General features: G+C 65.6%; 27 protein-coding genes. 14 read left to right on the top strand and 13 right to left on the bottom strand.

Translation table 11 applies throughout. The annotated features are described in order from the left end of the window. The first annotated feature begins 17 nt into the window (after positions 1-17). The 5 genes from ACE10W_RS17415 (at position 18) to ACE10W_RS17395 (ending at position 3,668) form a co-directional block, all read left to right on the top strand. Positions 18-701: a GntR family transcriptional regulator gene (locus tag ACE10W_RS17415; RefSeq protein ID WP_038967643.1), complete on the top strand. Its 684-nt coding sequence runs from the start codon at positions 18-20 to the stop codon at positions 699-701. Next, complete coding sequence (locus ACE10W_RS17410; protein ID WP_271556710.1) at positions 698-1,948, top strand: dicarboxylate/amino acid:cation symporter; 1,251 nt, start codon at positions 698-700, stop codon at positions 1,946-1,948. The genes ACE10W_RS17415 and ACE10W_RS17410 overlap by 4 nt, the downstream gene beginning before the upstream one ends. After that, on the top strand, positions 1,948-2,991 hold the full coding sequence (locus ACE10W_RS17405) for a low specificity L-threonine aldolase (RefSeq protein WP_271556708.1): 1,044 nt from the start codon (positions 1,948-1,950) through the stop codon (positions 2,989-2,991). Before ACE10W_RS17410 ends, ACE10W_RS17405 begins: the two co-directional genes overlap by 1 nt. 65 nt (positions 2,992-3,056) lie before the next feature. Further along, entirely contained in the window at positions 3,057-3,410 is a 354-nt protein-coding gene (locus ACE10W_RS17400; protein WP_011086791.1) for an MmcQ/YjbR family DNA-binding protein, read from the top strand. Between the two features lie 102 nt (positions 3,411-3,512). Further along, complete coding sequence (locus tag ACE10W_RS17395; protein WP_271556705.1) at positions 3,513-3,668, top strand: hypothetical protein; 156 nt, start codon at positions 3,513-3,515, stop codon at positions 3,666-3,668. Positions 3,669-3,743: 75 nt separating this feature from the next. Here ACE10W_RS17395 and ACE10W_RS17390 read toward each other — a convergent pair whose 3' ends face one another. After that, entirely contained in the window at positions 3,744-4,214 is a 471-nt protein-coding gene (locus ACE10W_RS17390) for a MarR family winged helix-turn-helix transcriptional regulator (protein WP_011086789.1), read from the bottom strand. 148 nt (positions 4,215-4,362) lie between these two features. Here ACE10W_RS17390 and ACE10W_RS17385 point away from each other — a divergent pair, with 148 nt between their 5' ends. The 3 genes from ACE10W_RS17385 (at position 4,363) to ACE10W_RS17375 (ending at position 6,182) form a co-directional block, all read left to right on the top strand. After that, a complete protein-coding gene (locus tag ACE10W_RS17385; RefSeq protein WP_028171032.1) occupies positions 4,363-4,764 on the top strand; it encodes an Ohr family peroxiredoxin in 402 nt (133 codons plus the stop codon). Positions 4,765-4,843: 79 nt separating this feature from the next. Then, positions 4,844-5,257, top strand: a complete 414-nt coding sequence (locus tag ACE10W_RS17380) for a cupin domain-containing protein (RefSeq protein ID WP_271556702.1) — start codon at positions 4,844-4,846, stop codon at positions 5,255-5,257. A 52-nt stretch (positions 5,258-5,309) separates the two neighbouring features. Next, complete coding sequence (locus ACE10W_RS17375; RefSeq protein ID WP_271556700.1) at positions 5,310-6,182, top strand: bifunctional helix-turn-helix transcriptional regulator/GNAT family N-acetyltransferase; 873 nt, start codon at positions 5,310-5,312, stop codon at positions 6,180-6,182. A gap of 43 nt (positions 6,183-6,225) precedes the next feature. Here ACE10W_RS17375 and ACE10W_RS17370 read toward each other — a convergent pair whose 3' ends face one another. Continuing rightward, positions 6,226-7,446 carry an MFS transporter gene (locus tag ACE10W_RS17370; protein ID WP_271556698.1) on the bottom strand — a complete coding sequence of 407 codons (1,221 nt, stop codon included), beginning with the start codon at positions 7,444-7,446 and terminating at the stop codon, positions 6,226-6,228. Positions 7,447-7,630: 184 nt separating this feature from the next. Here ACE10W_RS17370 and ACE10W_RS17365 point away from each other — a divergent pair, with 184 nt between their 5' ends. Further along, positions 7,631-8,092: a cupin domain-containing protein gene (locus ACE10W_RS17365; protein ID WP_271556696.1), complete on the top strand. Its 462-nt coding sequence runs from the start codon at positions 7,631-7,633 to the stop codon at positions 8,090-8,092. Positions 8,093-8,270: 178 nt separating this feature from the next. Here ACE10W_RS17365 and ACE10W_RS17360 read toward each other — a convergent pair whose 3' ends face one another. Continuing rightward, complete coding sequence (locus ACE10W_RS17360; RefSeq protein WP_271556694.1) at positions 8,271-8,864, bottom strand: DUF308 domain-containing protein; 594 nt, start codon at positions 8,862-8,864, stop codon at positions 8,271-8,273. A gap of 107 nt (positions 8,865-8,971) precedes the next feature. Then, a complete protein-coding gene (locus tag ACE10W_RS17355; RefSeq protein WP_028171026.1) occupies positions 8,972-9,556 on the bottom strand; it encodes a TetR/AcrR family transcriptional regulator in 585 nt (194 codons plus the stop codon). A gap of 77 nt (positions 9,557-9,633) precedes the next feature. Between ACE10W_RS17355 and ACE10W_RS17350 the strand changes: the two genes are divergently transcribed. Then, complete coding sequence (locus tag ACE10W_RS17350) at positions 9,634-10,131, top strand: peptide deformylase (protein ID WP_028171025.1); 498 nt, start codon at positions 9,634-9,636, stop codon at positions 10,129-10,131. A gap of 42 nt (positions 10,132-10,173) precedes the next feature. On the opposite strand, the gene ACE10W_RS17345 is transcribed toward ACE10W_RS17350, so the two are convergent. The 3 genes from ACE10W_RS17345 to ACE10W_RS17335 form a co-directional block, all read right to left on the bottom strand. Beyond that, complete coding sequence (locus ACE10W_RS17345; RefSeq protein ID WP_028171024.1) at positions 10,174-10,536, bottom strand: helix-turn-helix transcriptional regulator; 363 nt, start codon at positions 10,534-10,536, stop codon at positions 10,174-10,176. Next, a complete protein-coding gene (locus ACE10W_RS17340; protein WP_011086779.1) occupies positions 10,536-11,198 on the bottom strand; it encodes an SRPBCC family protein in 663 nt (220 codons plus the stop codon). The genes ACE10W_RS17345 and ACE10W_RS17340 overlap by 1 nt, the downstream gene beginning before the upstream one ends. Before the next feature lie 201 nt (positions 11,199-11,399). Then, positions 11,400-12,191: a helix-turn-helix domain-containing protein gene (locus ACE10W_RS17335; protein ID WP_304565209.1), complete on the bottom strand. Its 792-nt coding sequence runs from the start codon at positions 12,189-12,191 to the stop codon at positions 11,400-11,402. Between the two features lie 120 nt (positions 12,192-12,311). Between ACE10W_RS17335 and ACE10W_RS17330 the strand changes: the two genes are divergently transcribed. Beyond that, positions 12,312-13,862: a carboxylesterase/lipase family protein gene (locus ACE10W_RS17330; RefSeq protein WP_271556689.1), complete on the top strand. Its 1,551-nt coding sequence runs from the start codon at positions 12,312-12,314 to the stop codon at positions 13,860-13,862. Positions 13,863-13,936: 74 nt separating this feature from the next. Here ACE10W_RS17330 and ACE10W_RS17325 read toward each other — a convergent pair whose 3' ends face one another. Further along, positions 13,937-14,818, bottom strand: a complete 882-nt coding sequence (locus tag ACE10W_RS17325) for a GyrI-like domain-containing protein (protein WP_271556687.1) — start codon at positions 14,816-14,818, stop codon at positions 13,937-13,939. A gap of 175 nt (positions 14,819-14,993) precedes the next feature. Further along, complete coding sequence (locus ACE10W_RS17320) at positions 14,994-16,253, bottom strand: serine hydrolase (RefSeq protein WP_271556685.1); 1,260 nt, start codon at positions 16,251-16,253, stop codon at positions 14,994-14,996. A 278-nt stretch (positions 16,254-16,531) separates the two neighbouring features. Here ACE10W_RS17320 and ACE10W_RS17315 point away from each other — a divergent pair, with 278 nt between their 5' ends. Next, positions 16,532-17,923 (top strand): NAD-dependent succinate-semialdehyde dehydrogenase, encoded by a 1,392-nt coding sequence (locus tag ACE10W_RS17315; protein WP_011086774.1) that lies wholly within the window; start codon positions 16,532-16,534, stop codon positions 17,921-17,923. A gap of 91 nt (positions 17,924-18,014) precedes the next feature. Here the strand turns inward: ACE10W_RS17315 and ACE10W_RS17310 are convergent, their stop codons facing one another. From ACE10W_RS17310 to ACE10W_RS17300, 3 genes are all read right to left on the bottom strand, one after another. Further along, the gene (locus ACE10W_RS17310; RefSeq protein WP_375762645.1) at positions 18,015-20,240 is read right to left on the bottom strand and encodes a hypothetical protein; all 2,226 of its coding nucleotides are present in this window, start codon (positions 20,238-20,240) and stop codon (positions 18,015-18,017) included. A 147-nt stretch (positions 20,241-20,387) separates the two neighbouring features. After that, entirely contained in the window at positions 20,388-20,684 is a 297-nt protein-coding gene (locus ACE10W_RS17305; protein ID WP_271556680.1) for a hypothetical protein, read from the bottom strand. A 239-nt stretch (positions 20,685-20,923) separates the two neighbouring features. After that, positions 20,924-21,307, bottom strand: coding sequence for a glyoxalase (locus ACE10W_RS17300; RefSeq protein ID WP_271556678.1), 384 nt, complete (start codon positions 21,305-21,307; stop codon positions 20,924-20,926). Between the two features lie 149 nt (positions 21,308-21,456). On the opposite strand from ACE10W_RS17300, the gene ACE10W_RS17295 reads away from it, so the two are divergent. Together ACE10W_RS17295 and ACE10W_RS17290 are read left to right on the top strand one after the other, a co-directional pair. After that, positions 21,457-21,918, top strand: coding sequence for a GbsR/MarR family transcriptional regulator (locus tag ACE10W_RS17295; RefSeq protein WP_271556676.1), 462 nt, complete (start codon positions 21,457-21,459; stop codon positions 21,916-21,918). Positions 21,919-21,981: 63 nt separating this feature from the next. Continuing rightward, on the top strand, positions 21,982-22,665 hold the full coding sequence (locus ACE10W_RS17290) for an isoprenylcysteine carboxylmethyltransferase family protein (protein WP_271556674.1): 684 nt from the start codon (positions 21,982-21,984) through the stop codon (positions 22,663-22,665). A gap of 78 nt (positions 22,666-22,743) precedes the next feature. Here ACE10W_RS17290 and ACE10W_RS17285 read toward each other — a convergent pair whose 3' ends face one another. Continuing rightward, positions 22,744-23,640, bottom strand: a complete 897-nt coding sequence (locus tag ACE10W_RS17285; protein WP_028171013.1) for a LysR family transcriptional regulator — start codon at positions 23,638-23,640, stop codon at positions 22,744-22,746. Positions 23,641-23,876: the final 236 nt, after the last annotated feature.

Below are 23,876 nucleotides of genomic sequence, written 5' to 3'. Positions count from 1 at the left end.
CCGCTGGTATGTCAGTTATGCCCACCGCCTCCCTCGACCGCGACCGCGCCTATGCCCTGCTCCGCGACCTCGTCGTGTCAGGCGAGTTTGCGCCTGACGAACCCCTCTCCGAACGCAGCCTGTCGAGCCGCCTGGCGCTGGGCCGCACCCCGATCCGCGAGGCGCTGAAGGCGCTCGCCAAGGACGGCCTGCTCACCATCCATCCGATGCGCGGCACCTTCCTGCGCCAGATGTCCTTTGACGATCTGCGCGAGATTCATGAATTGCGGCTCGCGCTCGAAGGCATGGCCGCCTATCTCGCCGCGACGCGCGGGCCGACGGAGCCGCTGCGCCAATGCGCCGGGGAGCTGCGCAGCATTCAGTCGCGCGAAAACATCGATGTCGAGGAGGCGCAGCAGGTCGGCTGGGCCTTCCACGACGAACTCTTTCGCGCGACCGGCAATGGCCGGCTGGCGCAGTCCTACGACAATCTGCGCGCGCAGAGCGGCCTCGCCCTCCAGAAGATGCGGCAATACAGCGTCGAGCGCACGCGCCAGGCCGTCAGCGAGCATCTCGACATCTACGCGGCCATCGAAGCGCACGATCCTGACGCCGCGCAGCAGCGCATGTGGCGGCATCTGTCGTCCGCATTCGAGGCCCGCCTCACCGCGCTGGGCGCGATCCGCACGCAATATCCGGGACAAGGAGACCACCACGCATGATCCGGCCGCTGTTCAGATTGCCGCTCGTGTTCCAGATGCTGCTCGGATTGGTGCTGGGCCTCGGCGTCGGCCTGCTCTGGCCGGATTTCGGCGCGAGCCTGCGGCCGATCGGCACCGCCTTCGTCGAGGCGGTGAAGATGATCGTCATTCCCGTGGTGTTCGCAGCCGTCACGCTCGGCCTCTACCGCATGGGGAGCGAGTTGAAGGTCCTGGGGCGCGTCGCCGCGATCAGCCTCGGCTATTTCTACCTCGCCACCGTGATCTCGATCCTGATCGGCCTGCTCCTCAACGCCGCCTTCCATCCCGGCGCCGGCGCCCCGCTGGCCGCGACCGGCAAGGTGCCGCAGAACCTCGCAGTGTCGGTGGACTGGATCAAGTTCTTCATGGACATGATCCCCTCCAACATCGTCGCGGCGATGGCCGAGCAGAAGATTCTCCCGACGCTCGTCTTCGCCATTCTGTTCGGCCTCGCACTCGCCTCTAGCGGCAAGGTCGGCGAGCCCATGGTCGCCGTGCTCGAGGCGGTGATGGCGGCGATGTTCAAGATCACCAAATGGATCACCTCGCTCGCTCCGATCGCCATCTTCGCGGTGATGGCGTGGCTGTTCGCGACGCAAGGCCTCGCCACCGTGGTCGCGCTCGCAAAGCTCGTCGGCGTGATGTATCTCGGCCTTGCGATCATGGTCGCGATCTTCTGGCTGATGCTGCTTGCGATCGGCGAGAAGCCGCTTGCCGTCACCAAGGCGGTGATGGAGCCGATGATCCTGGCCTTCTCCACCCGCTCCTCGGAAGTGACCCTGCCGCTGCACATGGAGAAGCTGCGGGCGATGGGCGCCTCAGAGCGCATCGTCTCGGTGGTGCTGCCGCTCGGCTATGCCTTCAACCGCGACGGCGCCATCATGTATTTTGCCCTCGCCGTCACCTTCCTCGCGGAAGCCTATGGCGTGACGTTGACCTGGTCGACGCTGTTCACCATCGTCATGGTCACGACGATCGCGAGCAAGGGCAGCGCCAACGTCCCCTCCGGCGGGCTCGTCGCCATCGCCATGGTGCTGTCGGCGATCGGGCTGCCGATCGAGGCGCTCGCGGTCATCGCCGGCGTCGACGCCTTCCTCGACATGGGCCGCACCGCGATCAACGTGTTCGGCAACACGGTCGCGGTGAAGCTGGTCGAGAAGTTTGCCGGCGACATGGCCGCCGATGAGACACAGCCGGCGGCGGCCGGCCTGCAAGTGCAGGACGCCTGATGGCCGCACAGGAGAACGGCGGCGACGGCATCGTCGATCTGCGCAGCGACACCGTCACGCTGCCGACGGCCGCGATGCTGGAGCGCATGCAGCGGGCCCCGCTCGGCGACGACGGCCGCGAGGGCGACCCGACCGTCCGCGCGCTCGAAGCGCGGGGCGCCGCGTTGACCGGCAAGGAAGCTGCCCTGTTCGTGCCGAGCGGCACGATGGGCAATCTCCTGGCGATGCTCGCCCATGCCGAGCGCGGCGGAGAGGTCTTCGCCGACGCTGGTGCGCACCTGCTCAACTCCGAGCTCGGCAGCGTCGTGACGATCGCGGGGCTGGTGCCCAAGCCCATGCCGAGCCGTCGCGGTGCAATGGACGAAGCGGCGCTTGCAGACGCGATCCGCGGCTCGGAACGTCCCGGCCTGATCGCAATGGAGACTGCGCATAACGGCGCCGGCGGCGCCGTGCTGCCCCCGCCGCACATGATGCGAATTCACGCGCTCGGACAGAGCAACGGGATCCCCGTGCATCTGGACGGCGCCCGCCTGTTCAATGCCTCGGTCGCGCTCGGCGTGCCGGCGGCACGGATCGCCGAGCATGCCGACAGCGTGATGGTCTGCCTGTCCAAGGGCCTGAGCGCGCCGGTCGGCAGCCTGCTGTGCGGCGGCGCGGCGTTCGTCGCACGGGCGCGCACGTTGCGGAAACTCGTCGGCGGCACCATGCGCCAGTCCGGTGTCGTCGCAGCCGCGGGCCTCGTCGCGCTGGAGACGATGATCGAGCGCCTCTCCAAGGATCACGCGGCAGCAAGGCGGCTCGCCGCGGCCTTGAGCTGGCTCGACCCGGCACTCGCCGATCCCGACCAGGTGCAAACCAACATCCTGCGCGTCGACGTCTCCGCAAGCGGACGCGAGGCCGCCGCATGGGCCGAGGGCGTGAAGCAGCGCGGCATCCTGGTGCAGGCCAGCGGCCCCTCGCAGCTCCGGCTCGTCACCCATCGCCACATCGACGGAGCGGCGGTGGACCGCACCATTGCCGCCTTCGCGGCGCTCGGCCGCTAGCGCGCGCATTGCAAGCAGCAAGCGCGCGCATTGCAAGCCGCACGCGGCGTGCTATCGCTCGCCCCATGACTCCGAAAAGCTTCGAAGCGCGCTGCCTGCGCCTGCCCGCCGCCACCAAGGTGGTGCAGTGGGAGGGCACTTCCGTATTCAAGGTCGGCGGCAAGATGTTCGCGCTCGGCGGCGGCTTTGTCGCAAGCTCCGGCGGCTACATGTTCAAGGTCTCGGACATGGCCTATGCGATGCTGATCGAGCACGGCGTGGCACGTCCGGCGCCGTATCTCGCCCGCGCCAAATGGGTGCAGCTCGTCAGCAACAACGCCCTGCCGGATGCCGAGCTCACCGCCTATCTGGCGCAGGCCCACGCGCTGATCGTGGCCAAGCTGACGCGCAAATCGCGCAAGATGCTGGGGCTGGACTAGAGCCTCGCTGAGCCGCCCTCGCCATAACGTGATGTTCCTCTTATGGACTTGTGCTGCACCGCAACTAGCTCAAGGCAAAGTCCATTCGAGATGGAGTGTTTTATGAGCCCACCGAACACCACCACAGCCGCCAAATCTCATCGCTATGAACTCGTGCATGGTGACGGAGCCGACTTCGTCGCCTACCAGCGCCGTCGCGAAGACGGGATTTGGCAGACCTTTGCGACATGGATGATTCCGCGCACGGTCTGCAGCTGAAGCGGAGCGCTTGTCCCTCGTGCTTGCGCCGGAGGCGGACGCCGCCTCCGGCTTCCCTGCAGAAGCCCGCTCCGCTCAGCGCTTCTTCTCTGCACCCGTTTGGGTCGCGCGCAGCAGATTGTCGCGCAATGTGCTCACCGTCTTCTGCACCACCGGAAAATCGTCGCCGAGGCCGGTCGCCTCGATCAGGGACTCGCCGAGATCCTGTTCGATCAGCTTGCGCCCGCCCGGCGTCAGGCTCACCCGCACCTGCCGCTCGTCGGCGGGATCACGGTGGCGCCTGATGTAACCCGTCTGCTCGAGCTTCTTCAGGATCGGCGTCAGCGTGTTGGATTCCAGGAACAGCTTCTCGCCGAGCGCGCTGACGGTCTGCTCGTCCTCCTCCGACAGCGCCACCAGGGCGATGTACTGGGTGTAGGTCAGCCCGACCTTGTCCAACAGGGGCTTGTAGGCACGGCCGAAGGCGAGATTGGCCGAATAGACCGCAAAGCACAGGAAATTCGACAGCTTTCGGCCTTTGCCGGCGGCTTTGGGGGAACGGGCCACGGGAACCTCCGCAATTCGTGATCTGCCAACCGATATAAATCGTATCCGATTAAATCGGAAGATCTTGACCGGCGGATGCGGCGGGTTTATTTCAAAGCGCATCCGATTAGATCGGACGCGATAAATAGCATCCCGAAAGGACACCGCCATGTCATCCGCTGCCAAGCTTCTCTTTACCGGCAAGACCCACGTCACCTCAGGCTCCGACGGTGCCGCGCGCTCCAGCGACGGCTTCCTCGACATCAAGTTGGCGCAGCCGCATCCGGCCGCCGAAAACCTGTTCGCGGCCGCCTGGTCGGCCTGCTACCTCGGCGCGCTTGGGCTCGCCGCCGCCCAGCGCAAGGTCAAGCTTCCGAGCGAGCCGTCGGTCGACACCGCGATCGACCTGAACAATGCGAACGGCGCCTTCTTCTTGCGCGCCCGTCTCGACGTCAGCGTCCCCGGCGTCGACCGCGCGGTGGCGCAGGAGCTGATCGAAGCCGCGCACGGCATCTGCCCCTACTCCAAGGCAGTGCACGGCAACATCGAGGTGACCACCACCCTCGTCTGAAGCGCCACGACGCGGGAACCGGCCGGCATCGGCCGGGCTCGCGCGGTGCGATCAATCCAGCGACCACACGGAGCCGACCATGAGCCATCGTCTTTTGCCCGCCGTGCGTATCCTCGCCAGCGCAGCCGTACTGGCCGCAAACCTGTTCACGCTGCCGGTAGCGGCGCAGCCGGCGGGTGTCACGCGCACCGACCTCCAGCGCCACGATCTCAGCACGCCCGGCCGCGAAGCCGTGCAGGTGCGCGTCGACCTCGCCCCCGGCGTGGCGTTCGGCCGGCACACCCATCCGGGCGAAGAGATCATCTACGTGCTGTCAGGCGCCATCGAATACGCCGTCGAAGGCAAGCCACCGGTGACGCTGAAGGCCGGCGACGTGCTGTTCATCCCGTCCGGCACGGTGCATGCGGCGAAGAACGTGGGCACCGGGACCGCGAGCGAGCTTGCGACCTATATCGTCGCGAAGGACAAGCCGCTGCTGACGCTGGCAAAGTGAGGCCAGCCACTCCAATTGACCAAGAGACGATATCTGACTAAAGTCAGATATCATGCTCGATCCCGTCTCACGCGTTCGCCGCTTCAACCGTGCCGTCACCTCCGCCGTCGGCGCGCTCGACACCTCGTTCCTCGGTCGTGGCCGGCCGCTCGGCGCCGCGCGCGTGCTCAACGCAATCGGGCACGGACGTTCGGACGTGGCCGAGATCCGCGACTATCTCGGGCTCGATTCCGGGCTGATGAGCCGGCTGTTGCGCAGCCTCGAGGACGAAGGGCTGGTCGAGACCACGGCGCATGCGGACGATGCGCGCCGCCGCGTGGCAAAACTCACGCGCACGGGCCGGCGCGAGTTCGCGGCCTACGAGGCGCTGTCGAATACGCAGGCAGAAAGCTTCCTCGCCCACCATTCGCAGCGCGATGCGCTGCTGGCGGCCATGGACATGATCGCCTCCGCGCTGACACGCGAGCGCGTTGCGCTCGACGAGACGGACCCGCGATCCGAGGAGGCGCGCTATTGCCTCGGCGAATATTACGCGGAGCTCAGCCGCCGTTTCAAACAGGGCTTTGACGTTTCGCTGTCGCGCGATCCCGATGCCAAGGACATGCGCCGGCCGCGCGGGAGCTTCATCGTCGCGATGTCGGACACGCTCCCGATCGGCTGTGTCGGGCTGAAGGGAACCGATCACGGCTATGCCGAGATCAAGCGGCTGTGGGTCGCCCCCGCCGCGCGCGGATTGCGGCTCGGCCGTCGCCTGATGGACGCGGCCGAAGACGCGGCGCGCGAGCTCGGCATCGCGCTGCTGCGGCTCGACACCAACAGCGCCCTCCCCGAGGCCGGCCAGCTCTACCGCAGCACGGGCTGGCGCGAGATCCCGCGGTTCAATGACGATCCCTATCCGGATCTGTTCTTCGAAAAGCAGCTGTGAGGCAGAAGTCCCGGGTGTCGCTTCGCTCACCCGGGCTACAGCCTCACGCCGCCGCGGTCGCCACCTGCCCTTGCGGCTTCGCGAACGGGCGGAAGGTCATCGCCATCAGGAAGGCGCCGAGGCCCATCGCCCAGGAGGCGATGTAGAGCCAGGCGTAGCTCGAGAACGCGTCGTAGATCAGGCCGCCGGCGAGCGGCCCCGTCGCCATGCCGAGGCTGCCGGCCATCGCGGTGCCGCCGATCACCGTGCCCATCATGCGCAGCGGAAAGTTTTCGCGCACCAGCACCGCGTAGAGCGGCATGGTGCCAGCATAGATGAAGCCGAAGATGGCGCCGACCGCGTAGAACGCCGCGAGCTGATGCGCGAAGACGTAGGCGAGCGCGCCGAACGCCTGCAACAGCAGGCCCGTGACGAGCACGCGCTTGGCGCCGAAGCGATCGCCGAGCAGCCCGAAGGCGATGCGGCCGCCCATGCCGGCAAAACCCTCGATGCTGTAGATCGTCACCGCCGCGATCAGCGGAATGCCGCAGCTCACGGCATAGCTGACGGTGTGGATGATCGGGCCGGAATGGGTGGCGCAGCAGAAGAAATTGGTCGCGAGCAGGATGAGGAATTGCGGCGAGCGCAGCGCCTCCCCCAGCGACATCTCCGCCTGCGCGGCGTCCTCACCCGACGGCACGGGCATCGCCTGCGCAAGCGCGGGCGGACGGCGCACCAGCAGCGATACCGGGATCATGATGGCGCCGACCACCAGTGCCACGATCTGCATCGAGGTGCGCCAGTCATGGCCGGAGACGAGCCAGGCCGCGAGCGGCGACATCGTCATCGGCGCCATGCCCATGCCGGCCGACACCAGCGAGACCGCGAGGCTGCGGTGGGTGTCGAACCAGCCGGTGACGGTCGCCATCATCGGCGCGAAGATCGCCGCGCAGGAGGCACCGACCAAGAGGCCGAACACGAACTGGAACGCAATGAGCGAGGTCGCATGGCTCGCCCCGAACAGGCTCAGCGCCAGCACCGTCGAGCCCGTCAGCACCACCGGCCGCGGTCCGAACCTGTCCGTCGCGGTGCCCCAGGCCATGCTGGTGAAGGCCATCGCCAGAAAGCCGATCGTCATGGCGCTGGAGATGCCGGTCACCGACCAGCCGGTGTCCTTGGCGATCGGCTGCAGGAACACCGGCAGCGAAAACATGCCGCCGATCGCGACACAGCCAAGCAGGCCGCCGGCGGCGACGATCACCCAGCGATAGTAGGACGAGTTCATTTTCCTTGTCTCCCGTCAGTCTGTCTGAATGAAAGACGATTGGGATTGGCGCGCGCCGACAGGCGACGGTACTTTAATTTTCCGGCGATCGCGACCGCGCCGCCGGTGCGCGGTTCCGCAAGCGCCGCCCCTGATGCGGCCTGTTCGCGCCTCATAACTCCAAAGGTTTCAGGAAAGCACCCGCATGCCCAAGATCGACATCGCCGCAGTGCCGGAGCGCAGAGGCTCCGGCTATCCCTCGCCCTTCAGCCTTCCTTGCGCCGAGCGTATCCGGCAGCGGCTCGGCAACGCCGGGGGCCTTTCCGATTTCGGCGTCAATTTGATGCGGCTGCCGCCGGGCAGCTGGTCGAGCCAGCGGCACTGGCATTCGCATGAGGACGAGTTCGTCTATTTGCTCGAAGGCGAACTGACACTGATCGAGGACGACGGTGAAACCGTCTTGCGCGCGGGCGATTGCGCCGCCTTTCCGAAAGGCAGCGGCAACGGCCATCACATGATCAACCGGTCGGACGCGACGGCCTTCTACCTCGAAATCGGCTCGCGCTCGCCCGCCGACCTCATCACCTGCTCCGACATCGACATGATGAGCCCGGCTTCCGACGGCCGGTTCCTGCACAAGGATGGCAAGCCCTATCCGGACGGCTAGTTCGGCCACGAGAACAAAAATCTCGAAAACAACCCCATGCACAGTAGGCGGGCGCTGCGGGATCAATGACTTACGATGTCGGTCACTTGCGATGCCGATCACTTGCGATACCAGGCCGCAATTTGACTCGTCGGGCAAAACACCGGCATCCTGTCATGATCCCGCCAACGCCATCGCATCACCCCAGCTGAGCCCGCCTGGCGCCACGCCGCCACGCGCTGACGGTGAGCCAGATCGCCGAGACCAGGAAGTAGAGCGCGCCGACCGCAGCATAACCGGCGACATTCGTGATCGACGGAGCCGCGGGCATCGCGGCTTGAGCGATGAAGAAGCCGCCTGCCAGCGCTGATTGGCCACCGCTGAGCGCCATGGCCCACTGCGCGCCAAAACGCCTCCAGCGCCGGATTGCCGTCCCGAGCTGCAGCAATCCGGACAGGATCGCCCATGCACCGAACACGCCGAGCACCCAGTTCATGCTGACCTGCAAGGCAAGGACGACCGCGACTGTGGTCGCCAGACTGACCAGGACGTTCAGAGCCTGGGTGCGGTTCTGGCCGAGCCCACCGCTGCGCAGCGCGTCGAGCCAATTGGCCGCGGCGTCCCACGCCGGATAGGCGACGAGCAAAGCTCCGGCGACCGGCGCGGAGGACTGACCGACGGCAAACGCAGCGGCGACCCAGGCGACGGAAAAACCCGCGCGCGTGAAGTAGTACAGCCTCAGCCATTGCTCCTGACCGGCCAGGGCCGAATCCGGCTGATGATGATCTCTCATGACAGTCTCCTTACCTACTAGTTGGTAGTTTCTCAAGCGAAGCGAAATTGCAGCGACGCAGGTGGCTTGCAGCTTGTGCGATTGTCGGGGGGCCCGCCGGGTGGATCTCAGCGCGTTGCGGACAGCCGCTCCAGCAGCGGCCGGGTGATGACACCGAACATCTTGGGATCGCCATAGGCACGCGCCGACAGCATCGCGCCGTGAACCGTGGCCATGAATCCTTCGGCCTCGACCCGCGCCGTGCCGGAAAGCTGTAGCCGCCCCTGCCGCTTGCCGCGCTCCATCACCGAGGTCAGCCAGGATGCCAGGGCGCGGAAATGGGCGCGCACTTCAAGCGCCACCTCCTCGGGCAGGAGCGGAAGCTCACTGGCAAGAAGCGCACACACGCAGAACGGAGCCGTCGCGTCCTTGATGCACGCCTCCCAATAGGCGAGATAGCTTTTGAGCTGTGCGCCGGGGTCCGGGATGTTGCGCTCGATGGCGGAGAGTCCCGCCGCGGCCTCCTCGCGATAGCGCGACACGAGGGTGCGGACCAGGTCGACCTTGCTGGCGAAATGGTGGTGGATGCTCGGCTTGCGGATGCCGACGATGTCGGCGATGTCGGCGTAGCTGAAGCCGTTATAGCCGCCGGCAATGATCAGCGTGCGCGCGCAGGCCAGGATGTCGTCGGCGGTCGAGGAAACGTTGGTCATGGCGCATTAACTACCTTCCAGTTGGTAGGGCGTCAAGAACGAGGTGCTTCAACCATCCGTGAGTGGTAGGAGCGTGCATGACCATCCGTCCCCTCGTCCGCTACCCCGACCGCCGGCTGGCGATTCCTGCCCGCCCCGTCACTGCGTTCGACGACGAGCTCCGCGAGCTCGCCGCGGACCTGCTCGACACCATGCGCGCCGCGCCCGGCATCGGCATCACGGCTCCGCATATCGGCGTGCCCTTGCGCGTCGTGGTGCTCGAGCTCGACGCCAAAGACGGCGCACGGACCTATGTCAATCCTGAGATCACATGGGCTTCGCCCGAGATGATCATGCACCGGGAGGGCAGCGTCTCGATGCCCGGGGTCAACGACGAGGTCCAGCGTCACGCCCGCGTGCGCATCAGCTACTGGGATCTCGACGGCACCATGCAGACCGAGGAGTCGGAAGCCCTGCGCGCCGTCTGTCACCAGCACGAGATCGATCAGCTCGACGGGATGTTCTGGATCCAGCGGCTGTCGCGGCTGAAGCGGGAACGGCTGGTGAAGAAGTTCGAGAAAATGTCGCGGGGGTGACCGTGACGCTAAGGCGGCTTCGCCACCTTGTTCGCGACGCCTTCAAGCCCTCTTCCCGCTCCGTTTGGTGACGGGAGCGTGACGACGCTCCCGCTTGCCGCGCGCGATCTCGGTCGCCAGCGCGTCCAGCTTCGGCTCCCAGAAATTCCTGAACTGACCGATCCACGCATCCACCGCGCGAAGCCCCGCAACGTCGACCGAATAGAGCCGCCTTTGCGCCTCCGCCCGAACCGTCGCGAAGCCGCTCTCGCGCAGCACCTTGAGGTGCTGCGACACGGCGGCCTGCGTGATTCCGAACTCCGCCCCGATCGCCTCGACGACCTCGCCGGACGCCATTTCCCCGGGCGACAGCAGCTCGAGGATGCGACGGCGCACGGGATCGGCGAGGACCTCGAAGACGTGCATCAGCTTCCTGTGCCTGGATGTGCGACATCGGGCGGCATCTCGCCGCGATAGAAGGCGATGGTGCGGTCCGAGCGCTGCTTCGCCGTGTCAGGGTCGACCCCGCTCGCGACATGCGCCTCGCGCCATTGCTCGCCGCTTCGTGTCATGAATTCCTTGCCCGCAGGAGATCCCATCCATGCCTCGGCCGTCTCATGGTCGACCGATGCCCCGGTGGCAACATATCGCTCAAGTCCGGCAATGGCGAGGTCCCAACCGATACCCACGGCGCCTGGGCCGAACTGATTCCAGTGATCCTCGATGATCGCGGTGTGCTCCAGCGTCAACCGCGCCTGATGTCGTTCTGCTGCGAGCTGGACGTCGATCCAGCTCATCGCACCACCGAATTCCCACGTCGCTGCAAAATGGGTCGGCGGCGTACATGCCGTGATGGTGCCGCCCGCATTGCCCTTGAGCTGGTACCTTCCGCCGAGCTGGAGGTCTCCCTCGACCGGCAAGAACCAGCGCGGAATGCGCTCCCTGCTGGTCACCGCGTCCCAAAGATCGTCAACGCTCGTCTCGTAAAGCCGCGTCAGTGTCACCGCGCTGGCCGGCTTGCCGTCTTTCTCGAAATTCCGCACCGAACGCGTCACAAGCCCCAAGACTCTGGCGACGTCGATCTCCATTGCATTCCTCCTTGTCGTTGATCGCAAGGGCAAATATCGATCTGCACTAATATAAGTCAAGTCTTATATTCACGACGTTCGACGCCTGGAATTCGGTGCCCCTCCTTCAGCGGCAGAAAAAGGTCCCCAACCGCCTCGTGCTCCGGCACCTCCGGGAAGAAGCTCCGCCGCTGGCAATAGATCGGGAAGTTGCGTGCTTCCCTACGCATCCCGCACGATACTGCTGAGATATTTTGCCGGGGGTTTGCCGAGCGCCTTCTTGAACATCGTGATGAAGGCCGCGACGGACTCGTAGCCGAGATCGGCCGAGACCTGCTGCACGCTGGCGCCGGCAGTGAGTTCTCGCAGGGCGACGATCAGGTGCAATTGCTGGCGCCAGCGCCCGAAGCTCAGACCCGTTTCCCTGACGACGAGACGCGCGAGGCTGCTCTCGCTGAGCGCGACGCGCTTCGACCATTCGGCGAGGGTCCTGCGGTCGGAAGGATCTTTTGCCAGCGCAGCCGCGATCCGCTTCAACCGCGGCTCGGACGAGAGCGGCAGATGGAGCTGCTGGACGGGCATGCGCGGCAGCTCGCGGAGCAGGACGCTCGCCAGGAGGTCCACCCTCGCCAAGTCATCCCCGACCTGATCGCACAACTCGACGATCAGCTCACGCAGCAGCGGCGAGATCGACAGCGTGCAGCATCGACCCGGCAGGTCCACGATGTCGGGCTCGATGTAGACGAAAAACAGCCGGGCATTCTCTGTGGCGAGGTTGCTGTGCTGCATGCCGCCGGGAATCCACACCGCGCAATGTGGCGGCACCATCCACAGGCCACTGGGAACGCGACATGTGACACCACCTCCCAACGCGAAGACCAGTTGTCCCTTGCGGTGGCTGTGATCGGGGACCTCCCCCTTGGTCCCCGTCACGTCAACGCGCACGGCGATGACCGGGGCGGAGCGATCGTCCACATCGAGGCTGGACCATGGAAAGCGAAGGGGTTGCCGCATGCTGCCGGTTTTTAGTCATTGATTGGCTAAATATCTAAATTCAACGAGGGCGAAAGTCGATAGGTTGCTGCCAAACCTGCCGGGCGGCGGCCAGGCGCCTACCGATGACGGGATACGACCATGAATGCCTTCACGACCGCGACAGCAGCCGAACTCGGACGTGTGGTCCGCACCCAAGCCGGTTTCGTGCGCGGCGGCGTGCGGGACGCAAGCGGCGTGCTGTCGTTCAAGGGCATCCCCTACGCGGCGCCCCCGGTTGGACGGCTGCGCTGGTGCGCACCGCGGCCGCCAGCGCCTTGGGACGGCGTGCGAGATGCAAGTGTGTTTGGCGCAGGCTGTCTTTCAGCTGTCGAAAACGACCATCGGCCGGGACCGCGCGACGAGGATTGCCTCTATCTCAATGTCTGGACCACAGCGGAGCATCCGGACGAGAGGCGGCCCGTGATGGTGTGGATTCATGGCGGGGGCTTTCAATTCGGCTCCTCGGCCAACCCCGCGACCGACGGAGGCGCGCTGGCGGCCAGCGGGGTCGTCGTCGTCAGCTTCAACTATCGCCTCGGCGTCTTCGGCTTCCTCGCCCATCCTGATCTCGACGCGGAAGCGCCGTCGGGCAATTACGGCCTCAGAGACCAACTGGCGGCGCTGCGCTGGGTCAAGGCCAACATTGCCGGCTTCGGCGGCGATCCTGACAACGTCACCCTGTTCGGCGAGTCCGCCGGCGCCATGGCCGTCGGGATCCTGATGGCCTCGCCGCTCGCGCACGGACTGTTTCACAAGGCCATCGGACAGAGCGGCGCGTTCTGGGATGGCAAGCACGGGCCACTTCAGAGTTTTGAAGAAGCCCGCGCGCGCGGTCTCGCGTTCGCCCGGCAACAAGGCGATGAGTCCATCGCCGCCTTGCGCGCGATGCCGGCCGATCAGTTGAATGCAGCCGCACCATGGAGCTTCAAGGCCAGCCCCGTTGTCTCGGCATTCTCACCGAGCATCGATCATGATGTGGTGCCCGACGTGCCCGCCCGCAGATTCCTGCGCGGCGAGCAGATGCACATCCCGTTGCTGGCGGGCTGGAATAGCGCGGAGGAATTCCCCTTCCCTGCGCAATCCCTGCCCGACCACTCGGCGCGCGCCTTTCTCACCGCGGCCGAGGCAATGTTCGGCGGGGAACGCATGGCCGATTTCCTGAAGGTCTACCCTGCCGCGACCGATGCCGAGGCGAAGGCCTCCGCGGCGGCCCTCACCGGCGACACCGTGATCGGCGAGCAGTGCTGGCAGTGGCTGCGGCTGCATCGGCGTCGCCGGCGCGCGCCCGCCTACGGCTATCTGTTCAGCTATACGTCGCGCTACACGCCGATCGCCTCGCATGTCACCGAAATCCCGTTCGTGTTCGGCACGCTGACGCCGCAACAGGTGATCGGCAGCACAGCACCGCCGGCCGAGGAGGACCGCGCGCTGGCGCGGACGATGATGGGTTACTGGGTGAATTTCGCGACGCAGGGGAATCCGAACGGATCAGGCCTGCCACCCTGGCCCGCCTATGACGAGAACGACGTCGTGCAGATCCTCGATACGACGATCGAAGCCCGTTCCAATCCGCAAGCCGCCCGCTTCCGCTTCCTCGACAGTTTCAGGCAGGACGGCGTATTGCCGATGCGCTGGCGCGAGATGGCATAAGCGGCTTAACCGCCAACTCGATAGCGACCAGTCCGTCTCCTACGACCGAAACGGACAGGCCGCCGTCAGGTGCGCTATTTCAGCGGCAGGAAAAGCTCCGCGACCGCCTCATGCTCCGGCACCTCCGGGAACAAGCTCAGCCGCTGGCAATAAATCGGGAAGTCGCGCGCTTCCTCGCCGCTGGCCGGAAGCCAGTCGCGATAAAGGTAGAGCGCGGCGGGCTCCAGATTGTCGGTGTGGCCGACGACGCGCAGCACCGCGCAACGTCCGCCGGGGATCTCGCCGGCCTTGATCGCTTCGCCATTCGCCTGGATCGGCTGGTCGGTCCCGGCGCAGAGGTCCACGCTGTAATCGGCCGGCGAGGCGGGACGCCGCTCGGAACGCCAGACATTGAAGGTCGGACTTGTCCTGGGGTGCAGGTTAGCCGCCCTGCGCCAGGCGATGAACCGCTGGATGGTGGCAGGAAGCGTCGCCGGGTCGCCCCGATGCTCCATGATCGCCACCTTCGTCGTGGGCACATCGCGGATCATCACGTCGTCAGGGGTAAAGGTCTTCTGCATGAGCTTGCTCCTCGCGTTGTCGAGAGGCCCGAAGGCCGCAAGCCACGGCTCCCAGTCGGGAGATTTCCGGAACGACGACGGCGATTGCCCGAACCGTTGCCGAAAGGCGCGGGCGAAGGCGTCCGGTGCGTCGTAGCCGGCATCCATCGCGATGTCGGTGACGCTTTCGTCGTCCCTGTAGGCCAGCCGATGCGAAGCGCGCTTCATACGGGCAAGCTGAACATAGCGATGCACGGACAGCCCGAAGGTCGCCGTGAACTGCCGGTGGAAATGAAATTTCGAGAAGGCCGCAACAGCGCTCAGCGTGTCGAGGTCCAGATCAGCGTCAAGATGCCGGTCGATATGCTCCAGCACCCGCCACATCCGATCCTGATAATTTTGCAGCGCCGCCTTCATCGTCCCTCCTCCGTGGCGGCTCCAGTTAGTCGCTGACGGCTGCGACGTGCTCGACCGATCTTGCGGTTTGGGGACTCGTAGGGTGGGTAGAGCGCAGCGAAACCCATCATCGCTGGTGCTCCGCGAGAGAAGCCGATGGGTTTCGCTATCGCTCTACCCATCCTGCAACCTCACCTCATCCGCCCGCAATCAGCGCCTTTGCCAGCGCCATGTAGGCCGGCAGCGTCACGGGATCGTTGGCGGCGTTGCCCGCGACAGGGTGCGAGGCGTAGCGCGCGATCACCATCTCGGCCTTGGGATCGACGTAGATGCCCTGGCCGTGGACGCCGCGCGCCATGTAGGCGCCGTGGGGGTTGTGCGTCACCCACCATTGATTGCGATAGGAGGCACCTGGCAACGTGGTGTAGCCGGCCGGCTTGAATTTCTCGGGATCGCCGCCGCGCGAAATGTCCTCGACAACGGACGACGGCACGATCTGGCGGCCATTAAAACGGCCGTGATTGCGCATGGTCTCGCCGAAGCGGGCGAGATCGCGCAAAGTGGTCGAGAGACCGCCGCCGCCGCTCTCGGTGCCGATGCGGTCGACGTGATAATGCGCGTCCTCTTCCGCGCCGATTTGCGTCCAGATCCGCTCGGAGAGAAGATCGGACAGCGTCAGGCCGCTGGCGCGCCGGCAGATCCAGGCCAGCACGTCGGTGTTGACGGTCTTGTAGGCAAAGGCCTTGCCGTGCTCGCCCTGCTTCTTCTGCGCCTCGAGGAAATCGAAAATGGTGGTCGGGCCGTCATAATTAGGCGGGATCGGCGCCATGCCGTTGGCGCGCCGCAAGCCCCACACATGCGAATTCCTGTCGGTGTAGACTTCGGTGTATTCGAGGCCGGTGGTCATATCCATGACCTCGTGCACGCGCGCATCGCCAAATGCGCTCGCCTTCAGCTCCGGTACATAGTCCGTGACCGGTGCCTGCGGATCGATCTTGCCCTCGGTGACCAGAATGCCCGCGAGCACGCCGGTGAAGGATTTCGTTACCGACATTCCGATATGCGGCTTGTGCGGCTTCAACGCACCAAAATAGCGCTCGTAGATCAGCTTGCCCCGATGCAGCACGGCGATGCCGTCGGTGTAGGTCTCCTCCAGCATTTTCGCGAAGGTCATGGGACGGCCGTCCATCGTGGTCGAGGCGACCGCGCCGATGTCGTGGTCCTCGCGCGGCAGCGGCGATGCCGGTCCCGCCCCGCGCCAGACGTTCACGGTCGGCACCAATTGGCGGATATTGCTCCAGGCCCAGCGCAGCTCGGGGAAGCTGCGGAACGAGCCGTCCTGGAAGGTGATCGTCCGCTCCGGCGCCGGCGGGAAGCCCTTCATCCAGCCGAGCGTTTCGGGATCGGTCTCGGCGGCGGTTGCGGGGGCTTGATTGGCGGTGGTCGCGACGGACATGAAGGCAGGCTCCGGAGAGGACGATGTGGCTGGCGTATCATGAGACAGCGCAACCCACATCCCGCGTTTGTGCCGGGGTGCTGTGCAGTGCCCCCTGATGACGACAGGTCCGACCACCGCCCGCTCGCAGTCTCGTGAACGGCGCTGAGGCATCTCGATTGACCTGTCTCAAAGTGACGAATTGGGTTGTGATCCATCCTTTCATCAGCAGTCCCGTCGGAAGCGCATGAAGGCAGCCGGCACCAAACACTGCACGATGCCTGGAGCGAGAACGACACATGGCCTACGCAACCACCTACCCCTACACGGGTGAAGTCCTCGAGACATTCCCCACCGCCACCGATGCCGAGGTCGCCCGCGCGATCGACGCGGCGCATGCGGCCTTCCTTGCCTGGCGCGAGACGTCCTTTGCCGCGCGCGGCGCGATCCTGCAAAAGGCAGCTGACCTGCTGCGCAAGGACGCCGACGCCTACGCAAAGCTCCTGACGCTCGAGATGGGCAAGCTGTTCACCGAAGCGAAGGCCGAGGTCGAATTGTCCGCGAAGATCTTCGAATATTACGTCCAGAATGCCGAAAGCCTGCTCCGGCCGGAGAAATTGACTGTCGCCGATCCCGCCGAGGGCGAGGCCGTCATCGTCTGCGAGCCGCTCGGCGTGCTGCTCGCGATCGAACCCTGGAACTTCCCTTACTACCAGATCGCCCGCATCATCGCCCCGCAGCTTTCGGCCGGCAACACCATGCTGCTGAAGCACGCCTCCAACGTGCCGCAGAGCGCGGCGGCGTTCGAACGGCTGATGCGTGAGGCGGGGCTGCCCGAGGGCGCCTTCATCAATCTCTACGCGACACGCTCGCAGGTCGAGACGATCATCAACGATCCGCGCGTCCATGGCGTGGCGCTCACGGGCTCGGAAGATGCCGGCGCGGTCGTCGCCGCGCAGGCCGGCAAGGCGCTGAAGAAGTCGACCATGGAGCTCGGCGGCGCCGACGCGTTCGTCGTGCTCGCCGACGCCGACATGGCCAAGACGATCAAATGGGCGGTTTTCGGCCGTCACTGGAACGGCGGTCAGGTCTGCGTCTCGTCCAAGCGCATGATCATCGTCGATGCGGTCTATGACGAATTTCTTGCGCGCTACCGCGAGGGCGTGGCCGGCCTCAGGGCGGGCGACCCCTTCGCCCCCGAAACCACGCTCGCGCCGCTCTCTTCGCAGGCGGCGGCCGACGAGATCAGAGAGAAGATCCGCCAGGCCGTTGCGCATGGCGCCAAGGCCGAGCAGGTCGGCCCGCCCGTCCCCAACCAGGGCGCCTTCGTGCAGCCGACGATCCTGACCGATGTCGCCGACGACAATCCGGCGCGCTACTGGGAATTCTTCGGCCCCGTCTCGATGCTATTTCGCGCCAGGGACGAGAATGATGCCGTGCGCATCGCCAATGATTCCCCGTTCGGCCTCGGCGGCTCGGTGTTCACCTCCGACACGAAGCACGGCGCGGACGTCGCCAGGAAGATCTCGACCGGCATGGTGTTCGTCAACCATCCGACCAAGGTCGAGGCCGACCTGCCCTTCGGCGGCATCCGCCGCTCCGGCTACGGACGCGAATTGCTGGGGCTCGGCCTCAAGGAGTTCGTCAATCACAAGCTGATCGACGTCGTCGACATCGACGCCCGGTTCTGACGGCGCGTCGTGCGTCACCCGCGCCGTGCGTGGCGCGGGTGACGTGCGATGGATGGGTCGGGCGATGGATACCCGTCGCTCCGGCTGCGGCTTACCCCTTTCGCCCCGTGCGCTTCTTCGCCTTCGCCGCGCGTTTGCGCCCCGGGGCTGCCGCGCGCGCGGGACCGCGTGCCGCACGGCCGCCCGTGTCGGCGGTCAGCTCGGGACGCAGCCTCGCAAGCTTGGCGCGGTCCGGCAGCAGGTCCGCGAAGCCGTCGAGCACCCGCGGCGCGGGCGCACCGTCGCCGGCGACGGCCAGTGCACCTGCCGGCGCCGCGGTCTGGCTGAGCGCCTGCAAGCGCCGGCACGCCTCGCCGAGGTGATAGGCATCGCCGCCGAGCGCCACCCATTTGCCGACCTCGGGATGCAGCACGAGATTGGCCGAATGGTTGTCGGACGCGCTGGACGGATAGTCGACGAACACGTCGATCCCCGACTGCACACCCACCATCACGCCCTGCGCCGACCACGACACGGCGACGTCGACGCGGTAGCGGCCCGGCCTCTCGAACGCAAAGCCCGCCGTGCTCCAGAACACCTTCGCCGAGGCCGTGACGCTCTTGCCGGGCTCGAGCTCGCTCAATTTTGCGTGCTCGCACAGGATCACGAAGGGCCTCACCGGGCGCTCGCGCCCCTCGGCATCGGTGACCGTGATCGACGCGAACAGGGCCTCGATGCCGACGTCGTTCGGCGCGCGCAGCGACACGCCGCTGGTGTTCGTCATCGTCCAGGTCAGATCCAGCGGCTGGCCGAGCGCGACGCGGTCGGTCGTAGCCGTCACCGCAAGCGTCAGCTCGGAAGGTTCGAAGTCGTGCCGGTCGGCGGCCTGCGGCGCGCCGGTCGGGAACCAGCTTGCGAACGGCCATCCGCCCGGACGAATGACCGGATCCGGCATGTGGTTCAGGTGATGACGGACGTTGGTGTTGTGCGCGAGCTTGATCTGATCCGGGAACACGCCGGGCTCGCCGGTCGCGGGACCGCCGAGCACGTCGGCCACGCTCGGCGTCGTGGTCATGATCGAGTTGTCGGCCGCCGTCTCCTGCTCCTGGTGGATCTGGTTCAGCGTGTGCGTCAGCTCGTGGGTCGCGCTGCGCAGGAACGCACGCGGCACGTCGCGCTGCTTCCTGTTCGCGGCGAGACCAAAGTTCGACGAGTCCGAGGTGGGATAGCCGTCATCGGAGAAGCTCGCGCAGCCTTCGCGGGGAACGCCGATCTGGTCGTACATGATGCCGCGCGAGCAGCCGAGCTTCGCAGGCACGACGATCATGTGCACGCGCCATTCGGCGTCCAGATTCGTCGCCGGATTGCGCACGGTCGTCATCAGCGCGTGCAGATCCGCAGAGCTCCAGCAGTTGGTCGGCACCACGCCCGATGGCACCGGGACGTTGAGCTGGTCCTGCACCACCGTGAGCTGCCAGCCGGTCCTCGCGAAGATCGTGTCGAAGAACTCCGTGCCGCCGGCGCCGTCGGGCACCGGTGCGGGCCGCACGGCGCCGACCAGCGTATCGATTTCGAGCGTCGCCCTGCGGAAGAATTTCGACACCCAGGCGAGCGTGACGCTGCCCTTGTCCACGCCGCCCTCGAGCAGCCGGCCCTCGTAGAACGGTCCGCCGGTCAGGGAGAACGGAAACGGCGCCGGCACCTTTGAAAGCTTCATCGTCACGGTGCGCGACGGCGTCGCCGGGAACGTGCCCTTGAACTGCCCGACCGGCGGCTGCGTGTAGTTGAACTGCTCGGCGACGATGGTGAGCTCGCACTTCTTCGGCAGCGGGACCGCGACCGGCGCGGACACGCTGGTCACCCTGAGATAGGAGTGATAGCGCGCGCGGGGGAAGATGGGGATCCTCGGCCTGCGGATCGGGAACGGAATAGCCGGCTCGTCGACCGCGCTAAGCGAACCGGCGAGGCTCGTCAGCCCCGCGTCTGCTGCGGCTTCATCTGCGTCCTTGTTCCCCACCGGCGGCAACGGATGGGGGATAGGACCGATCACCGGCCGCTTCGAGTAGAGATCGCTGCTGACGATCAGATGATCCGCGCCGCCGTCGGGCGCCGAGCGATCGACGCGCAGCGTGCCTTCGAAAGACACGAAGCCGGCCGTCGGCCTGAAGTTGATCTGGTAGCAGCCCTCGCGAAAGTCGAGCCTGCACAGCCTGAAGGGCGGAAACGGCTGCAGATCGGTCGCGGCCGGCTGGTCGCCGGAATCCTCATCGCTGATGCTGATCTGACGCGACAGCGGCACCTGCGGCTTCATGGCCGGCTCGACCGATGCCCCGGTCATCTTTGCAAGGCTGCCACTCGATTCATGCTCTGAGCAATTGCACATGTCGTAATCTCCTCGTTGAAATGACGAGGCGATCGACGTGAGCATCGGGCTCGTTCGCGGGTACGCCCGCGTTATCTCAAGTCAGCTGTGGCGTGCGCAGTCCTACGCGCGCCGATAGGTCACGACACAGCCCTCGGAATCCGTAAACTCAAACCGGTCGGCCTCGAGTGAAATGCGATAGGTCACAAGTTCATCGTTGGCCGTCCCGACGACGAGTGTGTTGGAATCCTCGAGACGGTAAATTCCCGCGTCCCACCACACCATGCCCTGCCCCTCGCCGCGCATGCCGCGGTAGGTGCCGGTCGAGAAGGTGATGGTGGCGGGATATTTGTCCGCACACGCAGCCGCCGTGGTTTTGGTCCACGTACCAACCATGCTCTGTTCGTGTTTGTCAGCCATAGTGTCTCCATAGCTCTCATGGACCGACGCAATCGGCCGGTTCATAGCTATTTCAACATGTCGTTCTGGCGTGTGCAGCTCATTTCAGCTGATGTGGTGGCGGGCATCTCAATAAGCCCAATTCACCACGTACAATCACAGCAGGTGTTCTGTCGCATGATTGACGCAAGCGTGCGTGTGAGATGCTTCACATGAAGGTGCGACAATTGAGCGCCGAGAGGCTCGCGCCAACGCCAGACCTACTCCGTCATCAACCGGCTCGGCCAGCCCACGCGGACGAGCAGGTCGTCAGGGCCATTTAGCGCGAATTCATACATGCCCCACGGCTTGTGCTCGGCCGCGCGGCTCGGCTCGACGATCTCCATGCACATCGCCGCGGCCAGGCCGCGAACCCGGGGCGTGTAGACGTAGACGCCAAACGGGTTGCTCCCCGGAATGAGCCAGCCTTCCACCGCCTGCTGCAAATGCACCTCGCAACCAACACCATCTGACAGCATCCGATAGTCTTCGTAGCCTTGATCGACCGGCCTGAAGAAGCCGAGCCTGTTCCACCACCGTTCCGCTGCATCGAGGTCGTTGCAGGGAATGATTGCGACTACGCTCGACGTCTGCCGCTCGTCCATGACGCGATGGCTCCCGCCGAAGCGTGAACTCCGGCGACATGATACCGATCCTGCAAAACACAGGCCGCAGCGGACTGACAGGGAGGCATGAGCCCCCGCTTGGCGCTTGCCGTCAGCCATAAATTCTATATATTCGGAATATGCCGAATATGTCAAACAAGACCAGCAGGGACGAGCAGCGGTTCACGGAGGACGTGGCAAGGCTGCTCACGCCCTGGGGCGTACCGCCCGTCGCCGCCCGTCTCTATGGCTATTTGCTTCTCTGCCCTCGCCCCGTCAGCCTCGATCAGATCACCGAAAGCCTCGGGATCAGCAAGAGCAGCGCAAGCGTAGCCGCTCGACTGCTGGAGAGTTACACGCTGGCGCGTCGCCATAGCGAGGCTGGGACAAAACGCGCGCTCTATGCCGTGGCAGACGACTACGAAGCCATGGTCCGGCAGCAGAATCGTCTGCTCGACGCGTTGGCCGGGCAGTTGAACGCCGGGGCTGAAATAGCTGCGTCAAAGGCGGCAAGCGCACGCCTCAGGGAGATGGCCGACTTCTACCGGGTCATGCGTGGCGCCATGGAGGACGCCATCAGCCGCTGGACGCGTGGCCGACGACGGCAATGAGGAATCCCGCAGCGGCGCTGACCGTGCGGAAGACTCCGAACCTTCGACGGGAAAGGCAGAAAAATGGGTCTCGTTCTCAATCTCATCGTTCAGACGATCGTCTGGTTCGGCTTCATGGGCGCGATCATCTTTGTTGCTGCAGGCACGACGGACTACACCGGCGGATGGCTCTATCTCGGCGTGATGGTCTTATCCTCAGTCGTGTTTGGGACAATCATGGCGCGCGTGGATCCGAGCCTGCTCAGAGAACGCCTCAAGCCGCCCGTGCAGAAAGATCAGCCGCTCGCGGACAAGCTGATTCTCATCCCGATCCTGCTCGTCATATTTGGAGGAATGGGCTTCATGGCGGCGGATGCGGCGCGCTGGCGCTGGTCGGCAATGCCATCTTCCGTGCAGTGGGCGGGCTGCGGGCTCCTGCTGGCGGCGATGTTGTTCATTTACTGGATCATGCGCACGAACAGCTTCGCGGCGCCGGTCGTGAAACTGCAAAAGGACCGCGGGCAGGCCGTCATCACAACAGGCCCCTATGCCATCGTCCGCCATCCCATGTATTTCGGCACGCTCTTCTACGTCGCCGGGACATCGCTGGTGCTCGGCTCGTGGTGGGGACTTCCGACGGTCCCCATCCTCGCCCTGTTGTTTGGCATCCGGATCGGCATCGAGGAGCGGACGCTGCGCGCGGGCCTCGAGGGCTATGACGACTACGCGCGCCGTGTGCGCCGGCGCCTGATTCCGTTCATCTGGTGAGACGGTACGTCCTGCATGGCAACGCGAGAACGATCGCCTGCTATTGCTGACACAACATCGCCTTAGTACGACGCTGCATCAGTCGCGCGATACGGACAGCCCCGCGAGAAGCGGCGCGTACGCGGTGAGCCTGCGGGATACGAACTCGGTGAAGAGCCGCACGCGCTTCGTCTTGCGTGTCTCGCCCTGTGTGAGAAGCCAAACCGTTCCGTACATGTGCAGGTCGGTGCCCGGCACCCTCACCAGCAGGGGGTCGGCATCGCCGACGAAGCACGGCAGTGTCGTGATCCCGAGCCCTTGCCGTACGGCAGCGATCTGCGCGCCGGCATCCGTGACCCTGAACGGACCGCCCGTGGTGCGAACCTCACCCTCGCTGGCCCAATCCGGAATCCCATGCATGCTGATGACGATCCACCTGACAGGATCAGGCGCGCCCGCACGCCACGCGGCCAGTCGATCCCTGGACATGTAGACGGCGCCGAACAGCTCCGGTCCCTTCAGGCCGTGAAGATTGAGCGGCAGGGTTTTGCGGTCGTAGACGACGCGGATCGCGACGTCGGCCTCCCGGTTGGTCAGATTTGCCAACTCGCCGAACGACAGGATTTCCATCTCAATGTCCGGATGCAGACGCGCGAAATCGGCGAAATCAGGCATGAGCAGGTGTGTCGCCAGCGGCGGCGCCAGCGTCACCCGCAGAAGCCCGCGCACGCTCTGGTCGCGCCCGAAGACGCGCGTCTCCAGCAGGTGCGAAGACGTTTCCATCTGGTCCGCGAACTCGAGGACCTCCTCGCCTGCAGCCGTCAGGCGGTAGCCCGAAGGCAGCTTTTCGAACATATGGACCCCGAGGCGCTCCTCGAGCTGGGCGATGCGTCGCAGCACGGTCGCGTGGTTCACACCGAGGCGCTCGGCGGCAGCCCGCACCGAGCCTCCGCGCGCGACGGCAAGAAAGTAACGAACGTCATCCCAGTCGATCATGGTGCAATCCCGCACCGCACGGTGCGCCTTCCAAAGCCCGTGTCCAACACATCGAGCGGCATCTCGTATTTGGGTAGCACGGGCAGCGATCACAGCCCCATGCCGGCAAGTACGGCCCAATTCCGACCGGCGGACACCGCTCGTCGCGGCTGGCGTCGATCGTCCAGCCGGTTCGATTTCGCACCACCGATGTGCGCGCTTCCGCACTCAACACCTGACCCCTGCGGACCCATTTC

The organism is Bradyrhizobium sp. B025, assembly GCF_042257955.1.
GTDB classification, from domain to species: Bacteria; Pseudomonadota; Alphaproteobacteria; order Rhizobiales; family Xanthobacteraceae; genus Bradyrhizobium; species Bradyrhizobium diazoefficiens.
The sequence above is the reverse complement of the archived record's forward strand: the minus strand, read 5'-3'. Positions and strand labels throughout refer to the sequence as shown.